Origin of the sequence: Citrobacter sp. Cpo074, assembly GCF_030332745.1 — a bacterium.
Lineage (GTDB): Bacteria > Pseudomonadota > Gammaproteobacteria > Enterobacterales > Enterobacteriaceae > Citrobacter > Citrobacter portucalensis.
On sequence record NZ_JAOWHG010000027.1, the window covers coordinates 604,511 to 624,830 of the forward strand.

19 protein-coding genes are annotated in these 20,320 nt (G+C 52.9%); 8 read left to right on the forward strand and 11 right to left on the reverse strand.

The genetic code is table 11. The features are described 5' to 3' along the window. Positions 1-2: 2 nt before the first annotated feature. The gene (locus OGX83_RS07490; RefSeq protein ID WP_003832697.1) at positions 3-1,484 is read right to left on the reverse strand and encodes an APC family permease; all 1,482 of its coding nucleotides are present in this window, start codon (positions 1,482-1,484) and stop codon (positions 3-5) included. A 332-nt stretch (positions 1,485-1,816) separates the two neighbouring features. Between OGX83_RS07490 and OGX83_RS07495 the strand changes: the two genes are divergently transcribed. Next, a complete protein-coding gene (locus OGX83_RS07495; RefSeq protein WP_003832695.1) occupies positions 1,817-1,957 on the forward strand; it encodes a hypothetical protein in 141 nt (46 codons plus the stop codon). Positions 1,958-2,009: 52 nt separating this feature from the next. Here OGX83_RS07495 and OGX83_RS07500 read toward each other — a convergent pair whose 3' ends face one another. Beyond that, positions 2,010-2,903, reverse strand: a complete 894-nt coding sequence (locus tag OGX83_RS07500; protein ID WP_286587693.1) for a LysR family transcriptional regulator — start codon at positions 2,901-2,903, stop codon at positions 2,010-2,012. 305 nt (positions 2,904-3,208) lie between these two features. On the opposite strand from OGX83_RS07500, the gene OGX83_RS07505 reads away from it, so the two are divergent. From OGX83_RS07505 to OGX83_RS07520, 4 genes are read left to right on the forward strand one after another with little or no spacing between them, the layout of a single operon-like run. Further along, positions 3,209-4,042, forward strand: coding sequence for an ABC transporter substrate-binding protein (locus OGX83_RS07505; protein WP_020996433.1), 834 nt, complete (start codon positions 3,209-3,211; stop codon positions 4,040-4,042). A gap of 1 nt (position 4,043) precedes the next feature. Next, positions 4,044-4,862, forward strand: coding sequence for an amino acid ABC transporter ATP-binding protein (locus tag OGX83_RS07510; protein ID WP_071446911.1), 819 nt, complete (start codon positions 4,044-4,046; stop codon positions 4,860-4,862). Continuing rightward, a complete protein-coding gene (locus OGX83_RS07515; protein WP_167819870.1) occupies positions 4,862-5,647 on the forward strand; it encodes an amino acid ABC transporter permease in 786 nt (261 codons plus the stop codon). Before OGX83_RS07510 ends, OGX83_RS07515 begins: the two co-directional genes overlap by 1 nt. After that, positions 5,637-6,314, forward strand: a complete 678-nt coding sequence (locus tag OGX83_RS07520) for an amino acid ABC transporter permease (RefSeq protein WP_286587696.1) — start codon at positions 5,637-5,639, stop codon at positions 6,312-6,314. Before OGX83_RS07515 ends, OGX83_RS07520 begins: the two co-directional genes overlap by 11 nt. Before the next feature lie 9 nt (positions 6,315-6,323). Here OGX83_RS07520 and ydhT read toward each other — a convergent pair whose 3' ends face one another. From ydhT to ttrS, 9 genes are all read right to left on the reverse strand, one after another. Continuing rightward, positions 6,324-7,136 carry a protein YdhT gene (gene ydhT, locus OGX83_RS07525; protein ID WP_286587698.1) on the reverse strand — a complete coding sequence of 271 codons (813 nt, stop codon included), beginning with the start codon at positions 7,134-7,136 and terminating at the stop codon, positions 6,324-6,326. A 3-nt stretch (positions 7,137-7,139) separates the two neighbouring features. Continuing rightward, the gene (gene phsC / locus OGX83_RS07530) at positions 7,140-7,925 is read right to left on the reverse strand and encodes a thiosulfate reductase cytochrome B subunit (RefSeq protein WP_048235471.1); all 786 of its coding nucleotides are present in this window, start codon (positions 7,923-7,925) and stop codon (positions 7,140-7,142) included. Beyond that, the gene (locus OGX83_RS07535) at positions 7,922-8,590 is read right to left on the reverse strand and encodes a 4Fe-4S dicluster domain-containing protein (protein WP_020996435.1); all 669 of its coding nucleotides are present in this window, start codon (positions 8,588-8,590) and stop codon (positions 7,922-7,924) included. Before OGX83_RS07535 ends, phsC begins: the two co-directional genes overlap by 4 nt. 64 nt (positions 8,591-8,654) lie before the next feature. Next, entirely contained in the window at positions 8,655-9,320 is a 666-nt protein-coding gene (locus OGX83_RS07540) for a YdhW family putative oxidoreductase system protein (RefSeq protein WP_286587700.1), read from the reverse strand. Between the two features lie 10 nt (positions 9,321-9,330). Continuing rightward, on the reverse strand, positions 9,331-11,433 hold the full coding sequence (locus tag OGX83_RS07545) for an aldehyde ferredoxin oxidoreductase (protein WP_003832676.1): 2,103 nt from the start codon (positions 11,431-11,433) through the stop codon (positions 9,331-9,333). A 119-nt stretch (positions 11,434-11,552) separates the two neighbouring features. Continuing rightward, positions 11,553-12,179 carry a ferredoxin-like protein gene (locus tag OGX83_RS07550; RefSeq protein ID WP_016152920.1) on the reverse strand — a complete coding sequence of 209 codons (627 nt, stop codon included), beginning with the start codon at positions 12,177-12,179 and terminating at the stop codon, positions 11,553-11,555. Between the two features lie 494 nt (positions 12,180-12,673). Next, positions 12,674-12,883, reverse strand: coding sequence for a fumarate hydratase FumD (gene fumD / locus OGX83_RS07555; protein ID WP_003029345.1), 210 nt, complete (start codon positions 12,881-12,883; stop codon positions 12,674-12,676). 92 nt (positions 12,884-12,975) lie between these two features. Further along, on the reverse strand, positions 12,976-13,560 hold the full coding sequence (gene ttrR, locus OGX83_RS07560; RefSeq protein WP_008784617.1) for a tetrathionate respiration response regulator TtrR: 585 nt from the start codon (positions 13,558-13,560) through the stop codon (positions 12,976-12,978). Beyond that, entirely contained in the window at positions 13,535-15,268 is a 1,734-nt protein-coding gene (gene ttrS / locus OGX83_RS07565) for a tetrathionate respiration histidine kinase TtrS (protein WP_286588144.1), read from the reverse strand. Before ttrS ends, ttrR begins: the two co-directional genes overlap by 26 nt. Positions 15,269-15,495: 227 nt before the next feature. Between ttrS and ttrB the strand changes: the two genes are divergently transcribed. Genes ttrB through ttrA form a run of 3 tightly spaced genes read left to right on the forward strand, consistent with a single transcriptional unit; the run spans position 15,496 to position 20,311 of the window. Next, positions 15,496-16,230 carry a tetrathionate reductase subunit TtrB gene (gene ttrB, locus OGX83_RS07570; RefSeq protein WP_020996438.1) on the forward strand — a complete coding sequence of 245 codons (735 nt, stop codon included), beginning with the start codon at positions 15,496-15,498 and terminating at the stop codon, positions 16,228-16,230. Then, positions 16,231-17,253 carry a tetrathionate reductase subunit TtrC gene (gene ttrC / locus OGX83_RS07575; protein WP_286587702.1) on the forward strand — a complete coding sequence of 341 codons (1,023 nt, stop codon included), beginning with the start codon at positions 16,231-16,233 and terminating at the stop codon, positions 17,251-17,253. Continuing rightward, positions 17,246-20,311, forward strand: coding sequence for a tetrathionate reductase subunit TtrA (gene ttrA, locus OGX83_RS07580; RefSeq protein WP_286587704.1), 3,066 nt, complete (start codon positions 17,246-17,248; stop codon positions 20,309-20,311). The genes ttrC and ttrA overlap by 8 nt, the downstream gene beginning before the upstream one ends. The last annotated feature ends 9 nt before the right edge of the window (positions 20,312-20,320 follow it).

The following is a 20,320-nucleotide window of genomic DNA, read 5'->3' on the forward strand; positions in this document are numbered from 1 at the left end:
TTTTAGTTATCCTGCCCCATATTGAGCTTATTGGCGTAGGCAATGGCGTCGTTTTCCGGCGCCGCTGAACGACCAAACGGACGGGTCAGGAACATATAAATAAGCCCCGAGCCAACAACAATCGCCAGGCCGAACAGGACCGTCCAACGGTCGATGAAGTCGCTGCTGTCTGCCGGTTGCGCCAGTAACCAGATCCCGCACAATCCGTAAGCTAACGCCAGCACATTCACGATTACGCCCCAACCGCCAATGGTCCACTCCCCCGCCGGTTTCCAGCCTTTCAGACGCTGACGCAGCGCGGCCAGCACAACCATCTGGAACGAGATGTAAATCCCGATAACAGCAAACGCGGTGATACGCGACAGGTTATCTGGCTGGAAATAAACCCAAACGCAGATGATCACTGGCAGCAGGCAACTGACGACCATGGCATTATCCGGAACACCATTTTTAGAGATTTTGGCCATCCATTCACTTCCCGGCAGCATTCTGTCGCGGGAGAAAGAAAAGATAAGACGGCTTAACGCAGCCTGCAGAGACAAAATGCACGACAACATAGCGATAATTGCAACCACGATAAAGACAGTCGCGCCAGTTTCGCCCAGAGCTTCATTAAGGATTGCCGGGATCGGATCGGACGTTTTGCCATTCACGATGCTGACTAGATTCGGTGAAGCCAGCAAATAACCCATAACAGAAATAATGGCGGAAATCGCGCCGAATACGATGCTTAAAATCATCGCCACCGGGATCTTTTTACTCGGATTCTGCACCTCTTCCGCAACGTTACCGCAGGCCTCAAAGCCAAAGAACATAAACAGTCCCATCAGCGCAGCAGACATAAATGCGGTGGAGTAGCTGCCGTCATGAGCCAGCACGCCCATCGAGTCAAAAATCACAGAGAACGGCTGTGAACGGTGGAAAATCAGCAGATAAATCCCCAGCGCGATCACACTGACAATTTCACACCAGAAGCCAATTTTTGCCACCCGGGCCAGATTTTTAGTCCCGGACATATTAACGGCCATCATCAACAGCAGCAGCAGGACGGAAGTCACCAACATCGTGGCCGGCGTCTGACCATAGTGGAAGAGTGATTCAACAAACGTTGATGTATATTCCGCGATCGACGTAATGGTGACCACCAGCGCCCACAGGTAGATCCAGGCGGCGATCCACGCATACTTCTTGCCCCACAACCTTCTGGCCCAGGGGTAAAGCCCGCCGGTTATCGGATACTGGGAAGCGACCTCACCAAACACCAATGCCACCAAAAGTTGCCCACATGCGACGATTAAAATCCACCATACTGCGGGCGGCCCCGCCAGCGTTACGGCCAGTGCAAACAGCGAATAGACGGCAGTAAGCGGCGACAGGTAGGTAAAACCCAACGCAAAGTTTGAAATAAGACCGATCGAGCGATTGAACTGTTCTTTGCCATCTTTTTGAAAATTATCATTTTTCTTATCAGGTGTCTGTTCCATATTGCTTTCTCTTTTGTGGAATAGTCGCAGGGTTGAACAATTAATGTATAAAAGATATTAAGTTATATGTATAGTGATTTTGTCGCAGGTTTGTTAAAAATGATCGCGCATCACGTTAATGAAAAAGTGGAGATAAAACGGTAGAGAGAGCGAGGATTTTGCGGTATTTACAACCAACGATTCTTTAGCAATTGCGAACCATAGGCTATTTTGGCGGATAAATACGCACAGCGGATTGCGTTCGATGCTAAGTAGCAAGAATCGCTGCTGTTAAGCAACATTTTTGCAATATAATAACGTGATGTTAAACGCTGAACCTGAGCAGGTGAATGATGGAAATTGATCTCGATAATCTGGTCTTTGATGGACTGGAAGAAGCGCAAGAGCGTAACGCTGAACGTCTGGAAGATGCAGACAAGAAAGCGCAGGAAATTATTGCTGATAATGACTGCGGCGACGCCTGCAAAATCTGATTTCCAAACCGGCGCAATGCCGGTTTTTTATCGCCTGTTAACCCCACCCACTTCAGCCCGTATACCGTAAGGCCTCAATCAGTTGCGCAAAGGCGGCGGTATGTTGTTTTCGGCTGGGATAGTACAAATAATAGCCAAGGAAAGGTTCGCACCAGTCCTCCAACACTTTTTCCAATGCCCCCTCTGCAACAGCCTGCTCGACGGTGTCTTCCGGCACAAAAGCCAGCCCCATTCCCGCCATCGCTGCGCTAATTCGCGGGGGTAGATTGTTAAAAATAAGCTGCCCTTCCACCCGTACGCGCAAATCTTGCCCGTCTTTAGCAAACTCCCAGGCGTATAATCCGCCCAACGTCGGCATGCGCATGTTAATACAGCTGTGATTTTGCAGGTCGTGAGGGGTTTGCGGTTTGCCATGACGAGCAAAATACGCCGGTGACCCCACCACTACCATGCGCCAGTCCGGGCCAATTCTGACGGCTACCATGTCTTTTGCCACCTGCTCACCGAGCCGAATACCCGCGTCATAACGGCCAGTCACAATATCCGTCAGACTATTGTCGATGGTCATTTCCACATTAACATCAGGGTAAGCCTGCAAAAACGGCTCCAGCGCGGGCCAGACGGTAGATTGCAATGCATGTTCGCCCAGCGTCAGGCGGATGTTACCGGCCACGCGCTGACGGACATCGGTTAATGCCAGCAGCTCTGTTTCAATGTCATCAAAACGCGGGCTGATACTGTTGATAAGCCGTTCTCCGGCTTCGGTCGGCGCAACGCTGCGCGTGGTGCGGGTCAGAAGCCGTACATCCAGCCGCTCTTCAAGCCCACGAATCGCATGGCTTAGCGCGGATTGCGAAACCCCAAGTTTTGCCGCTGCCCGGGTAAAACTACGCTCGCGGGCAACGATAATGAGATAATAGAGATCGTTAAAATTATCACGCAGCATGCTTATCCCCACTCCAGACCTGTTGTGATATATGGTACAGGTCCGGAGGGTATTCCAGTAGCATTTCTGGACATTAGCACAGCTCAATCTTATTCAAGCGTGCTCTCACACAAAAACAAAATGCGAATTATTACCAGGCTTATGCACGATTTTACCTTTCACTCATGCATTATTTTCACCCGCTATTAACACATCCTTCACTAATAACATTTTGTATATAGATAAGAATTTTTTCTTATTTTGTCCCAACCGTAAGTTATGGGAGCGTAAAAAGCACAAACCAAAAACTACAGGGATTTCATACAATGATGGCAACGAAAACTAACCGCGCTAAAAAAACACTGCTGGCATTGGGCGTGCTGCTGGCCTCAGGACTTACCGTCTCGCAGGTTCAGGCTGACCAACTGGCCGATATCAAAGCCGCAGGCGTCGTAAAAGTCGCGACATTTGACGCGAATCCTCCGTTTGGCTCCGTCGATGCCAAAACCCATAAGATTGTCGGCTACGACGTTGATTTTGCCGAAGCGCTGGCCAAATCCCTTGGTGTAAAACTGGAACTGGTAGCGACCAATCCGGCAAACCGCATTCCGTTATTACAATCTGGTAAAGCTGATTTAATCGTCGCGGATATCACGATTACACCTGAACGGGCGCAGGTAATAGATTTCTCCGTCCCTTATTTTGTTACCGGCCAGCAGTTCCTTGTGCCAGCAAAATCTCCGGATAAGCTCGATGAATACAGTAAAGCACGCATCGGCGCGGTAAAAGGCACTACTGGTGAACAGGCACTGCATCAGCGCTTCCCGCAGTCGCGCGTGTTGGCCTACGACGATATCCCGCTGGCGTTAACCGCGTTACGCAACGGCAATGTTCAGGCCATTACCCAGGACAGTACGATTCTGGCCGGGTTATTAGGCGCTGCGCCGGATAAAGCTGATTTCAAAATTCTGCCGGACCTGCTGAGCAAAGAAGAGATCGGCGTGGGGGTGAAAAAAGGTGAGCCAGCGTTGTTAAAAGCCGTCAACGATGAACTTTTGAAGCTGGAATCTACCGGGCAGGCAGCCAAAATTTATGATGTCTGGTTTGGTCCTGAAACCAAAAATCCGCAAGCCCGCGCCTTTAAAATAGAAGCCAAGTAATATGCTCTCAGCCCTTTTTCCTCGATCCGCAGCTTCGGCTGCGGATTTTACCCATTTGCGCCAGGCGAGCGTCGAACTACGCAATGTGATTAAACAGTATGACGCTCACACCGTCCTTAACGGCGTTAGCCTGGCGGTTGAACCCGGTGAAGTGGTGACTATTCTGGGGCCTTCCGGCTCAGGAAAGTCCACTCTTATTCGTCTTATCAACCAGCTTGAGTCGCTCAGCGGTGGCGAAATCTTCATTGATGGTAAACCGATTGGCCAGTTGCGCGGGGCGGCGTTACGCCAGCTACGTAGCCGTATCGGTTTCGTATTTCAGCAATTCAATCTCTATTCGCACCTGACTGCGCTGCAGAACATCGCACTGGCGTTGGAATATGTTCACGGCTGGAACAAGACGGAAGCGGATCGTCGGGCACTTGAGTTGCTGGAAAAAGTGGGACTGGCGGAAAAAGCCAACGCCTATGCCGCGCAGTTGTCCGGTGGGCAACAGCAGCGCGTGGCCATCGCCCGCGCACTGGCCTCGTCGCCACAAATTATTCTGTTTGATGAGCCCACTTCCGCGCTGGATCCGGAAATGATCGGCGAGGTATTACAGGTAATGAAAAATTTGGCCCACAGCGGTATCACCATGATCGTCGTGACCCACGAAATGCATTTTGCCCGCGAAATTGCCGATCGGGTGGTTTTCATCGATGGTGGCGATATTCTGGAAGTGGCCGCGCCGGAGGATTTTTTCGTCCGACCACAGCACCCGAGAACCCAGCGTTTCCTGAAAAAAGTGCTCGACCCGTTACACCAGGAGTCATCGTCATAATGCATGCAATGGACTGGCAGGGAGTGCTGAGCGGGCAACCCCTGCAATGGATAATTTCCGGTTTTCTCACCACGCTCTGGGTGACGCTGGCAGGTATCGTGCTCGCCACGCTCATTGCCATCTCACTGCTCGGCCTGCGCCTGACGGGCAATCGTCTCGCTAAAGCGATGGTCGGGGTGTGGGTCTCGGTGTTTCGCAACACGCCTTTACTGGTGCAACTGATGTTCTGGTATTTTGCCGCCTGGAACTGGCTACCCCGTAACGTCATTAGCTTTATCAATGCCGATCATCCATGGTCAATTTTGCCGGGTGATGTCTGGTGGTTAACGCCGGAATTTATCTGTTCAGCATGGGGGTTGGGGGTATTTACCTCAGCATTTTTGGTTGAAGAGATCGCTTCGGGTTTACAGGCTGTTTCTGCCGGACAACGCGAGGCTGCCGTGGCGCAGGGGTTTTCATCCTGGGCGATATTTCGTCACATTCTGCTGCCTCAGGGGCTGGCAAACGCCTGGCAACCGATTGTTGGGCAATATCTCAACCTGATGAAGCTTTCCTCGCTTGCCAGCGGTATTGGATTTGCTGAGCTCACCTACCAGGTACGGCAAATTGAGAGCTACAACGCGCACGCGCTGGAAGCCTTTGCCGTTGGCACCGCACTCTATCTGTTTACCGGCATCGTTCTGGGTATGCTGCTTACCCGCCTTGGCCCGCAGTCTGCGTCGGGTAAATCGTCAAAGATAAGAATGCGCATCTTCAGCGTCAGGAGCATACTGCATGATCGCTAATATTTCGGTCATTACCGACAATCTTGACTATCTCCTGTGGGGACGTGTAGCTGAGGGGCAACCCGGTGGCGTCCTGCTCACTTTGCTGATGGCTATCGGTGCGGCTTTGCTGGCGCTGCCTGGCGGGATCGTTCTTGCCTGTTGCGCCTGGCGATTTCCGGGCGCGGTTCGCAGCGGGTTGTTTATCTGGGCGGAATTTATTCGCGGCATTCCGCTCATCTTTGTAATTTTCTGGATGTGGTATTTGCTACCCATGCTGACCGGAAGCGATCTGCCCGGTGCCGTTACAGTGACGCTGGCGCTGGCATGGTTCACCGCCGCCTCGGTGATGCACTCGGTGTATGCTGGAATTAGCGCACTGCCTGGCGGGCAATATGAAGCGGCAGTCGTTCAGGGTTTTCGCCCGGAACAGGCCCTGTGGCTTATCTTGCTGCCGCAGGTGCTGCGTAACGTACTGCCGTCGCTGACAGGGATTTTTATTGGGCTACTGAAGGACACGTCACTGGCGTTTATCGTTAACGTGCCGGAACTCACGACGGTTGCCGGTCAGGTTAACAGCCGGGTGCAAATATACCCCGCCGCCATTTTTATCTTTACCGGGCTGGTTTATTACCTGCTGTGCTTTAGCCTTGAAAAAATCACCCAGCGCCGATTCGCACTAAAATGACCTCTCGGCTCAACATTCCACGAACTGATGGTCTTCGTTGAGCCGATATTTCACGCCCGCCCGAATGTTATTTTCCCCTTCAACGGCAAGCGCAAAACGCATTCTTTCGCCATCGTGATAAGCCAGCGCCGCACATCCGCCGGGACCAAGAATTATCGAGTCGACAGCACCGGTACTGGCAACAACGGCGTTCTCTCCGCTGGCAATAATGTGGATATTGTCCGCGCAGTTAGCGATTTTCGCCTCTGCGCCAAAACAGGCCAGCTGGGTTAAATCACCGCTACTGGCAATCCGATTTCGGTCGCCGAGCGAACTGATACGTACGCGCATGCCGGTACTGGCAATACGCGTTCCGTCGCCCACACTGCTGATACGCGCCGAGTTTCCCGCAATCGCTATTCGCCCGCGATCGCCTGAACTGCCGATATGCGTGTTATAGCCTACACTGCCAATCCGTGCGCTATAACCGGCACTGGCGATCTGCGCAGCATACCCGGCGCTGGCAATTTTAACGTTGTCACCCGCACTGCTAAATCGGGCATAATCTTCCGCACTCGCCAACGGACGACTGGTTTCCCCTGCAGCTTGCTCACAGGAAATATTCCCCATTGCGTCAATATCCTGCTGAGCAAAACTCGCCTCTTCCCGCCATTTTGACCAGCCGTATTCCACCAGGCTATTTGCCCAATCGGTATACCCTTCCCGCTGGAGCGCACGATGAACATCGGCATAGCTTCCTCCTGCGGGAAACGCACGTAGAAACCAGCGGTACATGACGGGCCCAACACGCCAGGCCCGTAAGTCACTTCGCGTAATCATCATCGCTTAATGCCGGTGGTAGCCATCCACCATACACTTAAAGGTTTCGCCCGGCGTGCGCCCCGTAGTGCAGAGATAAAGATGCCCAAAAATGAAAAACAGACTGACTATTGCCAGCGCAAAATGCGCCTGAAGCAGCCAGTAACGCACCCCGGGGAACAGATCGCCGACAGCTACCGGGTAAAGCGATAACAATCCAGTGATCAGTAGCAGTGGCAACAAACCATACATCACGCCAACATAGGCCGCCTGCTGTAACGGATTAAATTTAGAGCGAGGTGAGGCCGGAAATGGGTGTGACTCGCCCTGCATAATGCCAAACAGGTAAAAACGAGTTTGTCTTTGCGCACGTGCGATCCAGCCCTGACGTTGAATAATATAGTGATGTCCGTTGCCGCCAATCAGGTTGATCAGCACAAAACCAATCCAGCAGGCAAGTAGCAAAAAGCCGCAGACCTCATGAACGGTAAGCAGGCTTTTCATTACCGGCGCGCTGACGGCAGAAAAGTGATTGACCAGGCCACTAACCAGAAGCAACAGAAACAGCAGCGCATTCGACCAGTGCCACAGGCGGACAGCCTTCGAATATAAATAGACCTTCTCACCGTGCCCTGCCGACGCTTTATGAGCCGCCCGAAAGCGCAGCATGGCGTGAAGCGCCAGCACCAGCCACATTCCCACCAGCATTAACCCGGCAACGACTAACCACACAGGCCAGTAGTCCGGTGAAAACAGGGGAACATACTGTGCAAGCTGGGCGTGAAACTGTTCGGCATTCTGCGACGCGTTCATACATTTTCCTTTTTAATCAAATGTTGACCGAACCGACGATACAGATGGGGTTTCCCGGCGCCTGCAAGTTGATATTCGTAATACTTGTTTTCTCGCAACCAGGTTTGAATTTCCGGGCTATCTTCACGACCGAAAATCAGCGCATGTTCCGGGCAAGCGTTAACACAGATCGGAGGGAAACCTTTCGCCAGCCGAGATTCAGCGCAGAAGTCGCATTTATCCGCCACTTTGGTTTGCGGGTTGAGATAACGCACCTGATAAGGACACGCGCCAATACAGTAACTGCAACCAATACAGCAAGACGTATCTACTCGCACAATACCGTTCTCATCTCGCCAGGAGGCACCGGTCGGACACACCTCAATACAAGGTGCATCATCACAATGCTGGCAGGACTGACGGAAGTAGTGATACAGCGTTTCGTTGTCGTTATCGGTTACAGGAATATGAGCGATCGACAAACGGCTGCCCTGGTCAGGTACATGGTTGGTTTTCCGGCATGCACGAGCGCAAATATTGCATCCGTTACACAGTGATTCATCGTGAATCATGACGTAACGAACGGCTTTAGGGCTCCTGGTACTCGCTAACAGATTTTGACCTGGGCCGGTAAAAAAAATCACCGTCCCCATGCCAATGACAAATTTTCGTCGGGTGAAGGACATCGGGTTATCCTCTAATGCTGTGACAGTGGTCGTCCACACATTCCATGACATCAACCTGAAGAATTCAGGGGTTCTGATACTGCTCAACCTCAAACCATTCACACAGGCCGTACGCTTTGCCATAACTCATAAAACGTTCGCTGAACAAATAAGGCTCCGCATTTGACGATTCCACAGTACGTATATCTGCGTAATCAGGATGCGTTTCCATGGCCGTTAGCGCCGCTGTAATTTGTTGGGACTCGAAGCTGTACGGCGGCTGCGTCAACATGGCGACCTTATAGGGGCGAGGATACGTACGACCGTCGAAGCGTACCGCCTCGGCAATCGCACGGCAGATGTCGTTTTCCACCACCTGCACGCACATGTCGGCGTAGTTTGCCGTCATGGTTTGCGTTGAGTAGAAATAGACATCTTCCGCACCCTGCACACGGGTGATATCCGCGTTATTCGCTTCCTGGCACAGCACATCCAGCAGCGCGGAGAGATCGGCTTCAGGAACCGAATAAGGTGGCTGCAGAAACACGCTGCGCGCTACCAGGTGCCCCGATGCCGAATGCTGACGGATAAAATCTGCAACAATCGACTCCGGGCTGGCGGCTTCCTGAACCTGCGGCACAGTCACCTGCTCGACCGGCGGGTGAAACGCCTGTAGCCAGTGTCTCTTTTGGCTATCAACCTCGTCAGGAAGCGCCCCAACGGGTGCCTGAACGTTGCTCACGTTAGTCATCTCGCGTTCCTTACGCTGGCAACAGATCCTGCGCAGCCAAATCGGCTGCCACGTCTTCAAGCCCTAGTCGGTTCAGGGTTTCGCGCGTTGGGCAACCCAACTCGGGATCCCAGCCCATTTCCTGATAGAACATCGTCAGTGACTGACGCATATCCTCTCTGTCCATCTTGTCGGTGCCTTCGGTGAAGACCGGAATTTTCGGGTCTTTATCAAACACCCAGGAGCAGATGAGATCGTGTTCATTACGCATATCTTTGGTTTGCATCAGTTTGACCGTATAGGCACGATGCAGGGTAAAGATGCGTTCAGCGGCCAGGTCCAGACTCGCCTGCGTGGTTTCATCACCGGTGACAGCCTGGAAGAATTTCGCTTCCAGATCCAAATCTCCGCGATAGTTGCGGCTCTTGAGTGGTGAAACCGTCATCGGCCAAACCCAGTTACACAGCGTAACCGCGTTATGCAGGCAGACTTTCAGCAGCGTCCATTTGGCATATTTGATCTTGGCGGCATTGATTGGGGTATAGTTTTTGGTCTCGTCGTAGGCGTCCTGCGACCCAAATAACTCGCCCGCCACTTCGCGCTGTAATTTCAGCGGTAAGCCGGAACCAATGAAGTTGATATGGGTGTGCGCCATACAGTCACGGTTAAACATACAGTTGGTGATCGCCCCCACCTGCGCCGAGGCTTCGTTTGCATGATGGACCGGAAAACCAAACGGCGACCACAGTTTATTTTTGGCATAACCCCAGTACTCTTCGCCCAAATCCCAGCGTTCAGCAATGGCATACGAGCCGTCCGCAAGATGACTGAGTTCCCCCACACGATGCGCCAGTCGATAGTAGAAATCTTTGATAAAGTTAGGATCGCCCGCCTCCAGTTGATCCCAACGGATCTCCGCGTACTCTTCGGCTGGCAGCACGCGTTTAAAGACGCCTTTCGAATAGCAGTAGGTAAAGTCACGGTGCAACTGGCCGTAGTTACACCAGATACCGTAATCGTCAAACAGGTTCAGTCCGATCAGGTTCCCAACGACTCGCCCATCGTCTTTATCGTCAAAATCTTTCGGGCCATTGGGGAAAATGGTGGTGTGAACAAAGTTCGCCACGCAGGTGTTGCCGCCGGTACTCGGCACGCCAAAATCCTTCACCCGCGGGACATTGAGCTGCGACATACAACGAATAGGGCATGAATGGCAGCCGCTCATTTTGACCGTGTATTTTTCTGCGGCTGGACCCAGATCGAACACCGATTTATAGGTACGGAAACCCACCGTATTTTGGTTTCCCGGCGGGATTTCACCGGTCTCGATTGGCCCCCCTTCTGCCGCGCCCCAGAAAAGTCCCTTACGGGCTGTCCAGCGCGAGTTTGGCGAAGAGTATTCTGCCCAGGCCTGCGGGGTGCTTGGCACAACGTGGTTGTTGTTGGCGCCGATAAGCTCGGTCATCATGTAGTCATTGAGCCGCTTCATCTCTTTACGATCGGCAATGTTGACGCCTTTAGTCCCTTCTACCGCAATGGCCTTCAGGTTTTTCGAACCCATCACCGCACCCGTACCGGCACCGCCGCTGTGGTTGCGGCTGTTGATCATGCAGGACAGTGGCACCAGATTCTCACCCGCCTGCCCAATAGCGGCAACGCAGGTTTCCGGGCTGGTAATCCGGCAAATCTCTTCGGTTGTGGCGCGAGTCCCCTTGCCCCACAAGAAATCGGCTTTTTCGATGCTGACTTTATCGTCTTTGATGTTGATCCAGACCGGTGATGCAGACTTGCCTTCAATAATAATTGCGTCGTAACCGGCGAATTTCATTTGTGCAGCAAAGAAACCGCCCATATGGGCATCTACGACTAAGTTACCTTTGGTAAACGTCGATAAGGAGGTGATATTGACGCGGGAGCTACAGGGAGCGCCAGACCCCGTTAATGGTCCGGTGGCAAAAACTAGCTTATTCCCTTCATCAAAAGGCATGGTGCCTGGCGGGACTTCGTCGTACATAATTTTATAACCAAAGCCCATCCCACCGACAAATTTTTTAAATTTACTGGAATCTTCAAGGGTGATATTACCCGTGGTGAGATTGACCCGTAAAATATTACCTGTCCAACCATTAGCCATCATGTTTTCCTTTGCAAGAAGGTTTAATAGATATACCCGCCATTCTTCAGGCAGTTTTTTATCCAAAACTGCAGTATTTTTGGCAATTAATGGCGCGAATCAGGTATGCCTGTCATCTATCAAACAGTAATATCTTTCCACTCGATAATTTTTAATGCTCCAGTCGGACAAGCATTGGCGCATTCCCCGCATAACACACATTTTGAGGACTTTTTCGTTTCGGTATTTACGGTCGCCATCATCCACGGGCAGGCTGTGGTACACGCACTACAGCCAATACAGCGTTTGTGGTCCACCGCGATACAACCATCTTCCTGTTTCCAGGTAATTGCACCAATTGGGCAGACCTTCATGCACTGAGGATCTTTGCATTGCCGGCAGGTATCAGCGGTATAGTTTAAATCGCCATACAGCCCACCACCGGACCCGACGCCATCATCGCCAAAGAAGAAATTGCGATGGATTTTTATCCGGGAAAAGAAGGTCCCTACGGCACCATCGTTATAATTGGTACAGGATATTTCACAGCGGTGACAGCCCGTACAGCGCGCTCGCTGGGTCACCAGAACCCCTTTCGGCGTATTGATAAGCCCCACGGTCCCACTATCGATATCTTCCTGCTTACAACCAAATAGGGATAACAGCGCGGGGGCAATCGTTAATCCCGCCAGTCCTTTCCCTGATATCCGCAGGAATTCTAGTCGCGTTAAACCACAATCTAAAAATGGACGATCAACCTGGTTCATTTATTTCGCATCCTCTTCGCAAATGCTGTGGTAGCAACACCTCCAGGCTAATTTAAACCAGCGCAGCTCAAGCCATATCGGGCGGTTAATGTTGCCAACAACACGTAAATTTTTGCCCTAACCTGATCGCGTAAATGACGGTGGTTAAACTGAATGAATCTAATCCTTTAGGGTTAGGCGCAGAAATAATGTGGTTATTCAGCATGCATAGTCTTGATCGTCATCAATTAAAAAACGGAAGGGATATAATTAATGCGGAGTGAGATTTATTATCATTAAGAAATAGAGTGAAATAGCAGCCCATTTAAATTACAAATATTTGTGAACCCTCTCCCAAATATAATGCCGTACGACAACCGATATATAAATAAATACATATCGATTTATAGTTCTCTACAACCAATTATTAACGGAGATAAATTATATAGATTGATAGATTAACGTATCGAGAATAAGAGGACGGCAAAAAATTTCTGCGGTCCTCTTTTTATGAATTAACCGGCCAATGCTTTAATTACAGTCTCAATAGCCTGTTTTTCTAACTCACTGCGCTTCACGCGCTGGTTAGCAAGGGTGGTTCTCAGTACTCCCGCAATGACGATATGCTTAGGTTCTTGTCCCAGATCGCGCATTTCCAGCACTACTTTACCGACTACTCTGCACATTTCACGGTACAACTCGTCGTCTTTCGTCTGATTTCCCATTTTTGCCCGCTCGTCATTAACTCAAACCAACAGCATATATCACTCTGACGATTTAGACAAAATTCAATGAAAATCAAATAAATGTCATCATTCTACTGAACTCTCTGAAGTCGATTAACGAGCTCAGCAAGACTTCCTGCCTGCATTTTTTCCATCACCCGCGCCCGGTGCACTTCAACCGTACGCACGGCAATATTCATGGCATCAGCAATTTCCCGATTCATTAACCCTTTTGCTACCAGATGCGCCAGTTCCCGTTCTTTTGGCGTAAGTTGTTGGTAGCATGAGATGATCTCTTGTCGCGAGAACGCCGCTGCCGAGACCTGCAAGGCATGTTCTAATGCTGCCTGAAGCGGCACGGCTGACACGGGTTTTTGCAAAAAATCGACCGCGCCACGTTTCATTTGCTCAACCGCCATCGGCACGTCGCCGTGCCCGGTGAGAAAGACCACCGCCAGCGTACTTGCTTTCTGACGCATGATTTCATGCACAGCGTGCCCATCCAGTACCGGCATACGCATATCCAGCAGTAGTACGCCCACCTGGTGCAGATTTGCCTCGGCGAGGAATTTCTCGCCTTGCTCCCAGCAAGACACTTCATATCCCAGACTTTCCAATAAAAACGCACAGGCCTGGGTGACGGCAATGTCGTCATCCAGCAGATGAATTATCGCCACTACGGCCTCCTTCCTGATTTGGTTTAAAATACAATGTCACTCTCGCCCCCGCTTTACCGTCCGGGGCCTGCTGATTTTTGATCTCAATATCTCCGTTTGCGTAGCGCACCAGTCGCTGACAAATTGCCAGTCCTAGTCCCATACCTTCTTTACGGGTGGTCATAAACGGCTGAAACGCCTGATACAACTGAGCCTCGTCAATGCCTCCGGCATTATCCTGCACCTGAATACGCACGCCACCATCCTTGTGCAGGGCGCTAAACCATACCGTCGTAGCGCCTGCCTGGGCGGCATTGAGTACCAGATTAGCCAGCACCTGCTCAAGAAGAACGCTTGGCAGCATCAACGTTAACGCCTTGCTAACCTGCGTGTGCAGCGTTACCGCCGGGAATTGCTGGGGCATGCGCAGTAATTGCCAGACGTGATGGATAGCATCGTGAACGTTGATGGCTTGCCAGTCATCGGAGAGTACCGGATTGCCCTGTGCCTGGCTGACCCACTGCCGGAGATTGCGCAGCGTATCGGCTCCTCGTTGTGCCTGGGCGTCTATGTGCTCAAGCGCGGGCAGCAACGGATGCTGCTCATCCTGACCACGCAGGCGAATCAGACAGCCTTGGGCATAATGGCGGATAGCCGACAACGGCTGATTGAGCTCATGGGCAAAACCGGAGGTCATCTCCCCCAGCACGCTCATTTGGCGGGCAGTCTCCAGCGCCTGTTCCTGTTTGTGCAACAACACGTTGTTCCGCTCCAGCTGCCTGCCACGTCGGCGAACCAACAGCATCACCCAGATGTAATTGAGCGTAAGCAACAGCAATACGATGACCACGCCCCCCATCGCCAGTCGGTGTTGAATAAACCAGCTTTTGACATCCAGCCACAGCTGACGCTGCTGCGGATGCTGGCGGACGTCGCGCAGCAACGCTTCTACTTCACGGGTCGAGGCGGGCGCGCCCCAGCGAAACGCCGCGTTTTGCGGTGCATTGAACAGTACCCGCGTCACGCGATCGGCCAGCTCGTCACTCACTGCAGGTAGTGCGGCAAATGACCAGTCCGGATAGAGCGGCGTACTGGTTAAACAGGGAATTGAAGTCGGATGATTCAACACGGTCATAAAATCGGTTTTACGGATGAGGCCTTCTTCATCCATTTTTTCCAGCAGGCACACCGGCACGATCACCGCCTGCACGGCTTTTTCACGTAATAAATAGAGTAAGGCATCGGCGGGAAATCCGGTAAACGTCAGACGTAAATCACGTTCAGGGCGCAGACCGGCATCACTGAGCGCTTTATATCCCAGCAAATAGCCGCCAAACGCCTGAGCATCAATGGCGCCAACCGTTTTGCCGATCAGATCGTGTGCGGAGGTTAACCCACTGTCGCGCCTGACGAGAATGGCGCTGCCAATCACGTTACTGGTGGCTTTCCCACCACGGGTGGAGCGTAACGACGCCAGCCAGCGTAGCGCCGAGCGGCTGTTAAGCTGGACAAACTGCGCCGGATTGGTGACCACAAAGTGTACCGTTCCACGATTCACCGCCTCCTGCATCTGCCGCAGGTCCAGCGGTTGAATATGAAACTGCTCACCGGGGATTTGCTGATTCAACAAGGTTTCCAGCGGCTGCCAGTGATTACGTGTTGAAACCTCCCCGCGCATCGCCAAAACGCCAATGTTCCATGTCTGCGCCCTGACCGCGCCGCTTAGCATCCACAGCGACGCCAGCACCGTCAGACATCTTACTACGTTGCGTCCCACTCAATTGTCCCTGTCAATTATGTTGTTTTAGATCAACAACAAGCCGGGTATGTGGTTAACCACAATAGAGTATACCCCGTCACGATTTTTACACTGTAAATCATTGAGATTCTTTATTCATCACACGCAAATCAACGGCGTGACCAATGTTTCGTTGTTGCATCGTGACGGGAGAAAATATGGACAGCAGTAAACGGCAGTTTCTCCAGCAACTGGGCGTCCTGACCGCTGGCGCATCACTGGTTCCGCTGGCTCAGGCGCAATTTCCCTTTTCGCCTGAACGCCACGAAGGCTCACAACAGCATCGCTACGCCATGCTGGTTGACCTGCGACGCTGTATCGGCTGCCAGGCCTGTACCGTCAGTTGCGCCATTGAAAACCAGACGCCACAGGGCGAATTTCGTACCCTCGTCAACCAGTATCAAGTACAGATTGAAGGCCAGCAAAGCGTTACCAACGTCCTGCTGCCGCGACTGTGCAACCATTGTGATAATCCCCCTTGCGTGCCCGTTTGCCCGGTACAGGCCACTTTCCAACGCGAAGACGGTATTGTGGTGGTCGACAACACACGCTGCGTGGGCTGCGCCTATTGCGTGCAGGCCTGCCCTTATGATGCGCGATTCATCAACCATGAAACGCAAACCGCCGATAAATGTACCTTTTGCGTTCACCGCCTAGAAGCGGGGCTGCTCCCGGCCTGTGTGGAATCCTGTGTCGGCGGCGCGCGCATCATTGGCGATATTAAAGATCCGCACAGCCGCATTTCACAAATGCTGCATGAACACCATGACGCCATCAAAGTCCTGAAGCCGGAAAGCGGTACGTCTCCTCACGTGTTCTATCTGGGACTGGATGAGGCGTTTGTCACCCCATTGATGGGACGAGCTCAACCCGCTCTCTGGCAGGAGGTTTAAATGAACCATTCACTGATTATCGACGAGGTTCTGGCCCATCCCCAGGACGTAAGCTGGTTACCCTGGGCCGTACAATATTTCTTTTTCATCGGCATTGCCGCCTGCGCCGCGCTGTTCGCCTGCGTTCTTCACTGGCGCAAAAAAGAAACGGCAGACCTGGAGAATCTGACGCTGTTAATCGCCCTGACCTGCGCGATTACCGCGCCACTGGCGCTGACCGCTGATCTACACCAAACCGCCCGCGTCTGGCATTTCTATGCGTATCCGACGCCATGGTCCTGGATGCCGTGGGGCGCACTGTTTTTACCGCTGTTTACCGGTTTTTTAGGTCTGTGGTTTCTGGCGCAACATGTGAAACGGCTAACGCTAAAAAGTTACAGCGTCACAAAATGGTTAGCGCTTGGTAGCGCGCTGTCCGCCATCGGATTGCTGGTTTACACCGGCCGTGAAGTGTCGGTGTTACAGGCGCGTCCCATTTGGTTCAGTTACGCCTTTCCGGTTGCGATGTTCCTCAGCGCGCTGCAAACATTTCTTGCCCTGCTTATTGCCACGACAAATAGCAAGGACGCACTACCGCGTAAGCTAGCGTGGGGGCAAATGGTCACGTTGATTGCGCTTGCTATCGTGGTGGCGACCTGGGCGAGTGGTAATACGCTTTCCGGTTCGGCTATCCGTCAGTGGCTGGATGTTGCCTCTTCAGCACAACACTACGCTATCGGTTGGGTTGCGCTATGGCTTGTTTCGCTTGCTCTTTGCGGGTTGGTTGTACGATACCCCTTGTCGCTACCGCTGCGCATATTACTCGCTTTTAGCGCTATGGCGCTGTGCTGGCTAATGCGCTGGACGTTACTCATCCAGGTGCAGACCGTACCGAAATTTAACGCGCAGTTTAATCCCTATACCCTGCCCGGCGGCACCGATGGCTGGCTGGCTATTGTGGGTACCTTCGGCCTGTGGATAGCACTGATTATTATTGTTCGTGAAGCCCTGAACGCGATCGCAAGGAGAATGCAACATGGCTAATTTAACCCGTCGTCAGTGGCTTAAGGTGGGCCTTGCCGTAGGTGGTATGGTGACTTTTGGCCTGAGTTATCGGGATGTGGCAAAGCGCGCGATAGACGGTTTGTTGGACGGAACCTCGGGCAAAATTACCCGTGACCGCATTTTTGCCAACGCGCTCATCCCCGAAGCCAACGCCCGGCCTCACTGGCAGCAAAACCCGCAGCAGGTGATCTCGATGACGCAGTGCTTTGGTTGCTGGACGCAGTGTGGTGTACGGGTTCGCGTTGACACAGAGCAAGGCAAAGTGCTGCGCATTGCGGGCAACCCTTATCATCCGTTGTCGCACGAGCACCATATAGACGCCTCCGTCCCCTTTGCCACGGCAATGGAACAGTTGACCGGGGAGTCAGGTCTTGACGCACGTTCTACCGCCTGCGCCCGTGGCGCAACCTTACTCGAAGGTCTGTACAGCCCGCTACGAATTCTGGAGCCTATGAAGCGCGTCGGTAAACGCGGTGAAGGAAAATGGCAGCGCATCAGCTTCGAACAGCTGATCAAAGAGGTGGTGGAAGGTGGCGATTTGTTTGGTGAAGGCCACGTTGATGGTCTGAGAGCCATCCACGATCCCACTACACCGCTTGATGCGAAACATCCCGGCTTTGGCCCAAAATCCAATCAACTGCTGGTCACCAATACCAGCGATGAAGGACGTGATACCTTTTTACGTCGCTTCGCACTGAACAGTTTCGGCAGTAAAAACTTCGGTGCTCATGGCGCTTACTGCGGCCTGGCCTATCGGGCCGGTTCCGGCGCGTTAATGGGCGATCTGGATAAAAATACCCACGTGAAACCCGACTGGGATAACGTCGAATTCGCGCTGTTTATGGGCACCTCTCCGGCGCAATCCGGCAACCCGTTTAAGCGCCAGGCCCGCCAGCTGGCCAGCGCCCGTTTACGTGACGACTTCCGCTATGTTGTGGTGGCACCAGCCCTGCCATTAACCACGGTGCTGGCTGACGATCGCGGCCACTGGCAACCCGTACGACCGGGAAGCGACTCCGCGCTGGCTATGGGAATGATAAGCTGGATTATCGATAAACAACGCTATAACGCTGATTATCTCGCCATTCCCGGCGTGCAGGCCATGCAGCAGGCTGGAGAAAAAAGCTGGACTAACGCTACGCATCTGGTAATTACCGATGAAATTCCAACGCTTGCCGGACAACACCTGACCCTCGCCCATCTGAGTGCAAACGCAGCCCAGGAGCCGGTGGTCGTCAACGAGGCCGGTGAGATTGTCGCCGCCAGCAGTTGCCCGCGCGCTCAGCTGTTTGTTACCCGTGAAGTGACGCTGGCCGACGGGCAGACAGTAACGGTAAAAAGCAGCTTCCAGTGTCTGCGTGAGTCCGCAGAAAAACTGTCGCTAACGCAGTACAGCCAGCAGTGTGGGGTGTCAGAAGCAGACATTGCCGCTCTGGCCGACGCATTCACCCGCCACGGGCGTAAAGCGGCAGTGATCACGCACGGCGGAATGATGGCAGGCAATGGATTTTATAACGCCTGGTCGGTGATGATGCTCAATGCGCTGATTGGCAACCTCAGCCTTGAAGGCGGCGTGTTCGTCGGCGGCGGCAAGTTTAATGGCGCCACCGACGGTCCGCGCTACAACATGGACAGCTTCGCCGGGAAGGTAAAACCGAAAGGGTTAAGCATCGCGCGCAGTAAAACCGCTTATGAGTCTTCGGAAGAGTACCGCAATAAGGTGGCTGCCGGGCAATCGCCCTTCCCGGCTAAAGCGCCGTGGTATCCGTTTGTCGCCGGTCAGCTTACCGAACTCCTCGTCTCGGCGCTTGAAGGTTACCCTTATCCGCTGAAAGCCTGGATCTCCAACATGACCAACCCGTTTTACGGCATTGCGGGGTTACGCGGCGTGGCGGAAGAAAAGCTCAAGGATCCTGCTCGTCTGCCGCTGTTTATTGCCATTGACGCCTTTATGAACGAAACCACGGCGCTGGCAGATTACATCGTGCCGGATACCCACAACTTCGAAAGCTGGGGATTCAGCGCTCCGTGGGCGGGCGTGGCCAGCAAAGCCACCACCGCGCGTTGGCCAGTTGTCAGATCGGCGACCAGCCTCACGGCTGACGGTCAACCGGCCTCGATGGAGTCTTTCTGTATCGCAGTGGCAAAGCGCATCGGGCTACCTGGATTCGGCGACAATGCAATTACCGATCCGCAAGGTAATCACTATCCGTTAAACCGTGCGGAAGATTACTACCTGCGTCTCGCGGCCAATATTGCGTTTATGGGCAAAGCTCCGGTTGCTGAAGCACAGCCGGAAGACATAGCGCTGACCGGGGTCCAGCGGATCATGCCTGTGATGACCCAAACGTTGAAAACCGATGAAATCAGCCGAGTGGCGTTTATCTACTCCCGCGGCGGGCGCTTTGCGCCGGACAACAGCGGGCGAGTTGATAACCGCGTCGGCAATGCCTGGGAAAAACCGCTCCAAATCTGGAATGCGAACGTCGCCGCGCACCGCCATGCGATTACCGGCGAGCGCTTCAGCGGCTGCCCGGCCTGGTATCCTTCACGTCTGTCAGATGGACGTGCGGTCGAGGAGTTGTTCCCGGAACAAGAGTGGCCGTTGAAACTGATTTCCTTTAAATCCAATACCATGTCCAGCGCCACGGCGGTTATCCCACGCCTTCATCATCTGAAGCCGGTTAATCTGGTGGCGCTCAATCCACAGGATGGTCAGCGGTATGGTTTAGCACACGGCGATATCGTGCGTATTACCACCCCAGGTGGTCAGGCGCAAGCGCAGATAAGCCTGCTGCATGGCGTCATGCCGGGTGTTATCGCCATCGAGCATGGTTACGGGCATAAAGAAATGGGCGCGGCACGGCATACCCTCGACGGTGAGCCGATGGCGTTTGATGAGCAGATTAAGTCGGGGATTAATCTCAACGAGTTGGGTTTTGCGGACCCAACCCGACAGGTAGCCAATACCTGGCTTGACTGGGTGTCGGGTGCGTCGGTGCGTCAGGGGTTGCCAGCGAGAATTGAGCGAGTGTAGCTCTGGTGC

Coding starts and splice junctions, on each gene's coding strand:
- OGX83_RS07550 (WP_016152920.1), bottom strand. CDS start 12,179: ATGAACCAGGTTGATCGTCCATTTTTAGATTGTGGTTTAACGCGACTA.
- OGX83_RS07545 (WP_003832676.1), bottom strand. CDS start 11,433: ATGGCTAATGGTTGGACAGGTAATATTTTACGGGTCAATCTCACCACG.
- ttrS (WP_286588144.1), bottom strand. CDS start 15,268: ATGCTAAGCGGCGCGGTCAGGGCGCAGACATGGAACATTGGCGTTTTG.
- OGX83_RS07515 (WP_167819870.1), top strand. CDS start 4,862: ATGCATGCAATGGACTGGCAGGGAGTGCTGAGCGGGCAACCCCTGCAA.
- OGX83_RS07535 (WP_020996435.1), bottom strand. CDS start 8,590: ATGTCCTTCACCCGACGAAAATTTGTCATTGGCATGGGGACGGTGATT.
- ydhT (WP_286587698.1), bottom strand. CDS start 7,136: ATGATGATTACGCGAAGTGACTTACGGGCCTGGCGTGTTGGGCCCGTC.
- ttrA (WP_286587704.1), top strand. CDS start 17,246: ATGGCTAATTTAACCCGTCGTCAGTGGCTTAAGGTGGGCCTTGCCGTA.
- OGX83_RS07490 (WP_003832697.1), bottom strand. CDS start 1,484: ATGGAACAGACACCTGATAAGAAAAATGATAATTTTCAAAAAGATGGC.
- ttrC (WP_286587702.1), top strand. CDS start 16,231: ATGAACCATTCACTGATTATCGACGAGGTTCTGGCCCATCCCCAGGAC.
- OGX83_RS07540 (WP_286587700.1), bottom strand. CDS start 9,320: ATGACTAACGTGAGCAACGTTCAGGCACCCGTTGGGGCGCTTCCTGAC.
- OGX83_RS07510 (WP_071446911.1), top strand. CDS start 4,044: ATGCTCTCAGCCCTTTTTCCTCGATCCGCAGCTTCGGCTGCGGATTTT.
- OGX83_RS07500 (WP_286587693.1), bottom strand. CDS start 2,903: ATGCTGCGTGATAATTTTAACGATCTCTATTATCTCATTATCGTTGCC.
- OGX83_RS07495 (WP_003832695.1), top strand. CDS start 1,817: ATGGAAATTGATCTCGATAATCTGGTCTTTGATGGACTGGAAGAAGCG.
- fumD (WP_003029345.1), bottom strand. CDS start 12,883: ATGGGAAATCAGACGAAAGACGACGAGTTGTACCGTGAAATGTGCAGA.
- phsC (WP_048235471.1), bottom strand. CDS start 7,925: ATGAACGCGTCGCAGAATGCCGAACAGTTTCACGCCCAGCTTGCACAG.
- OGX83_RS07505 (WP_020996433.1), top strand. CDS start 3,209: ATGATGGCAACGAAAACTAACCGCGCTAAAAAAACACTGCTGGCATTG.
- OGX83_RS07520 (WP_286587696.1), top strand. CDS start 5,637: ATGATCGCTAATATTTCGGTCATTACCGACAATCTTGACTATCTCCTG.
- ttrB (WP_020996438.1), top strand. CDS start 15,496: ATGGACAGCAGTAAACGGCAGTTTCTCCAGCAACTGGGCGTCCTGACC.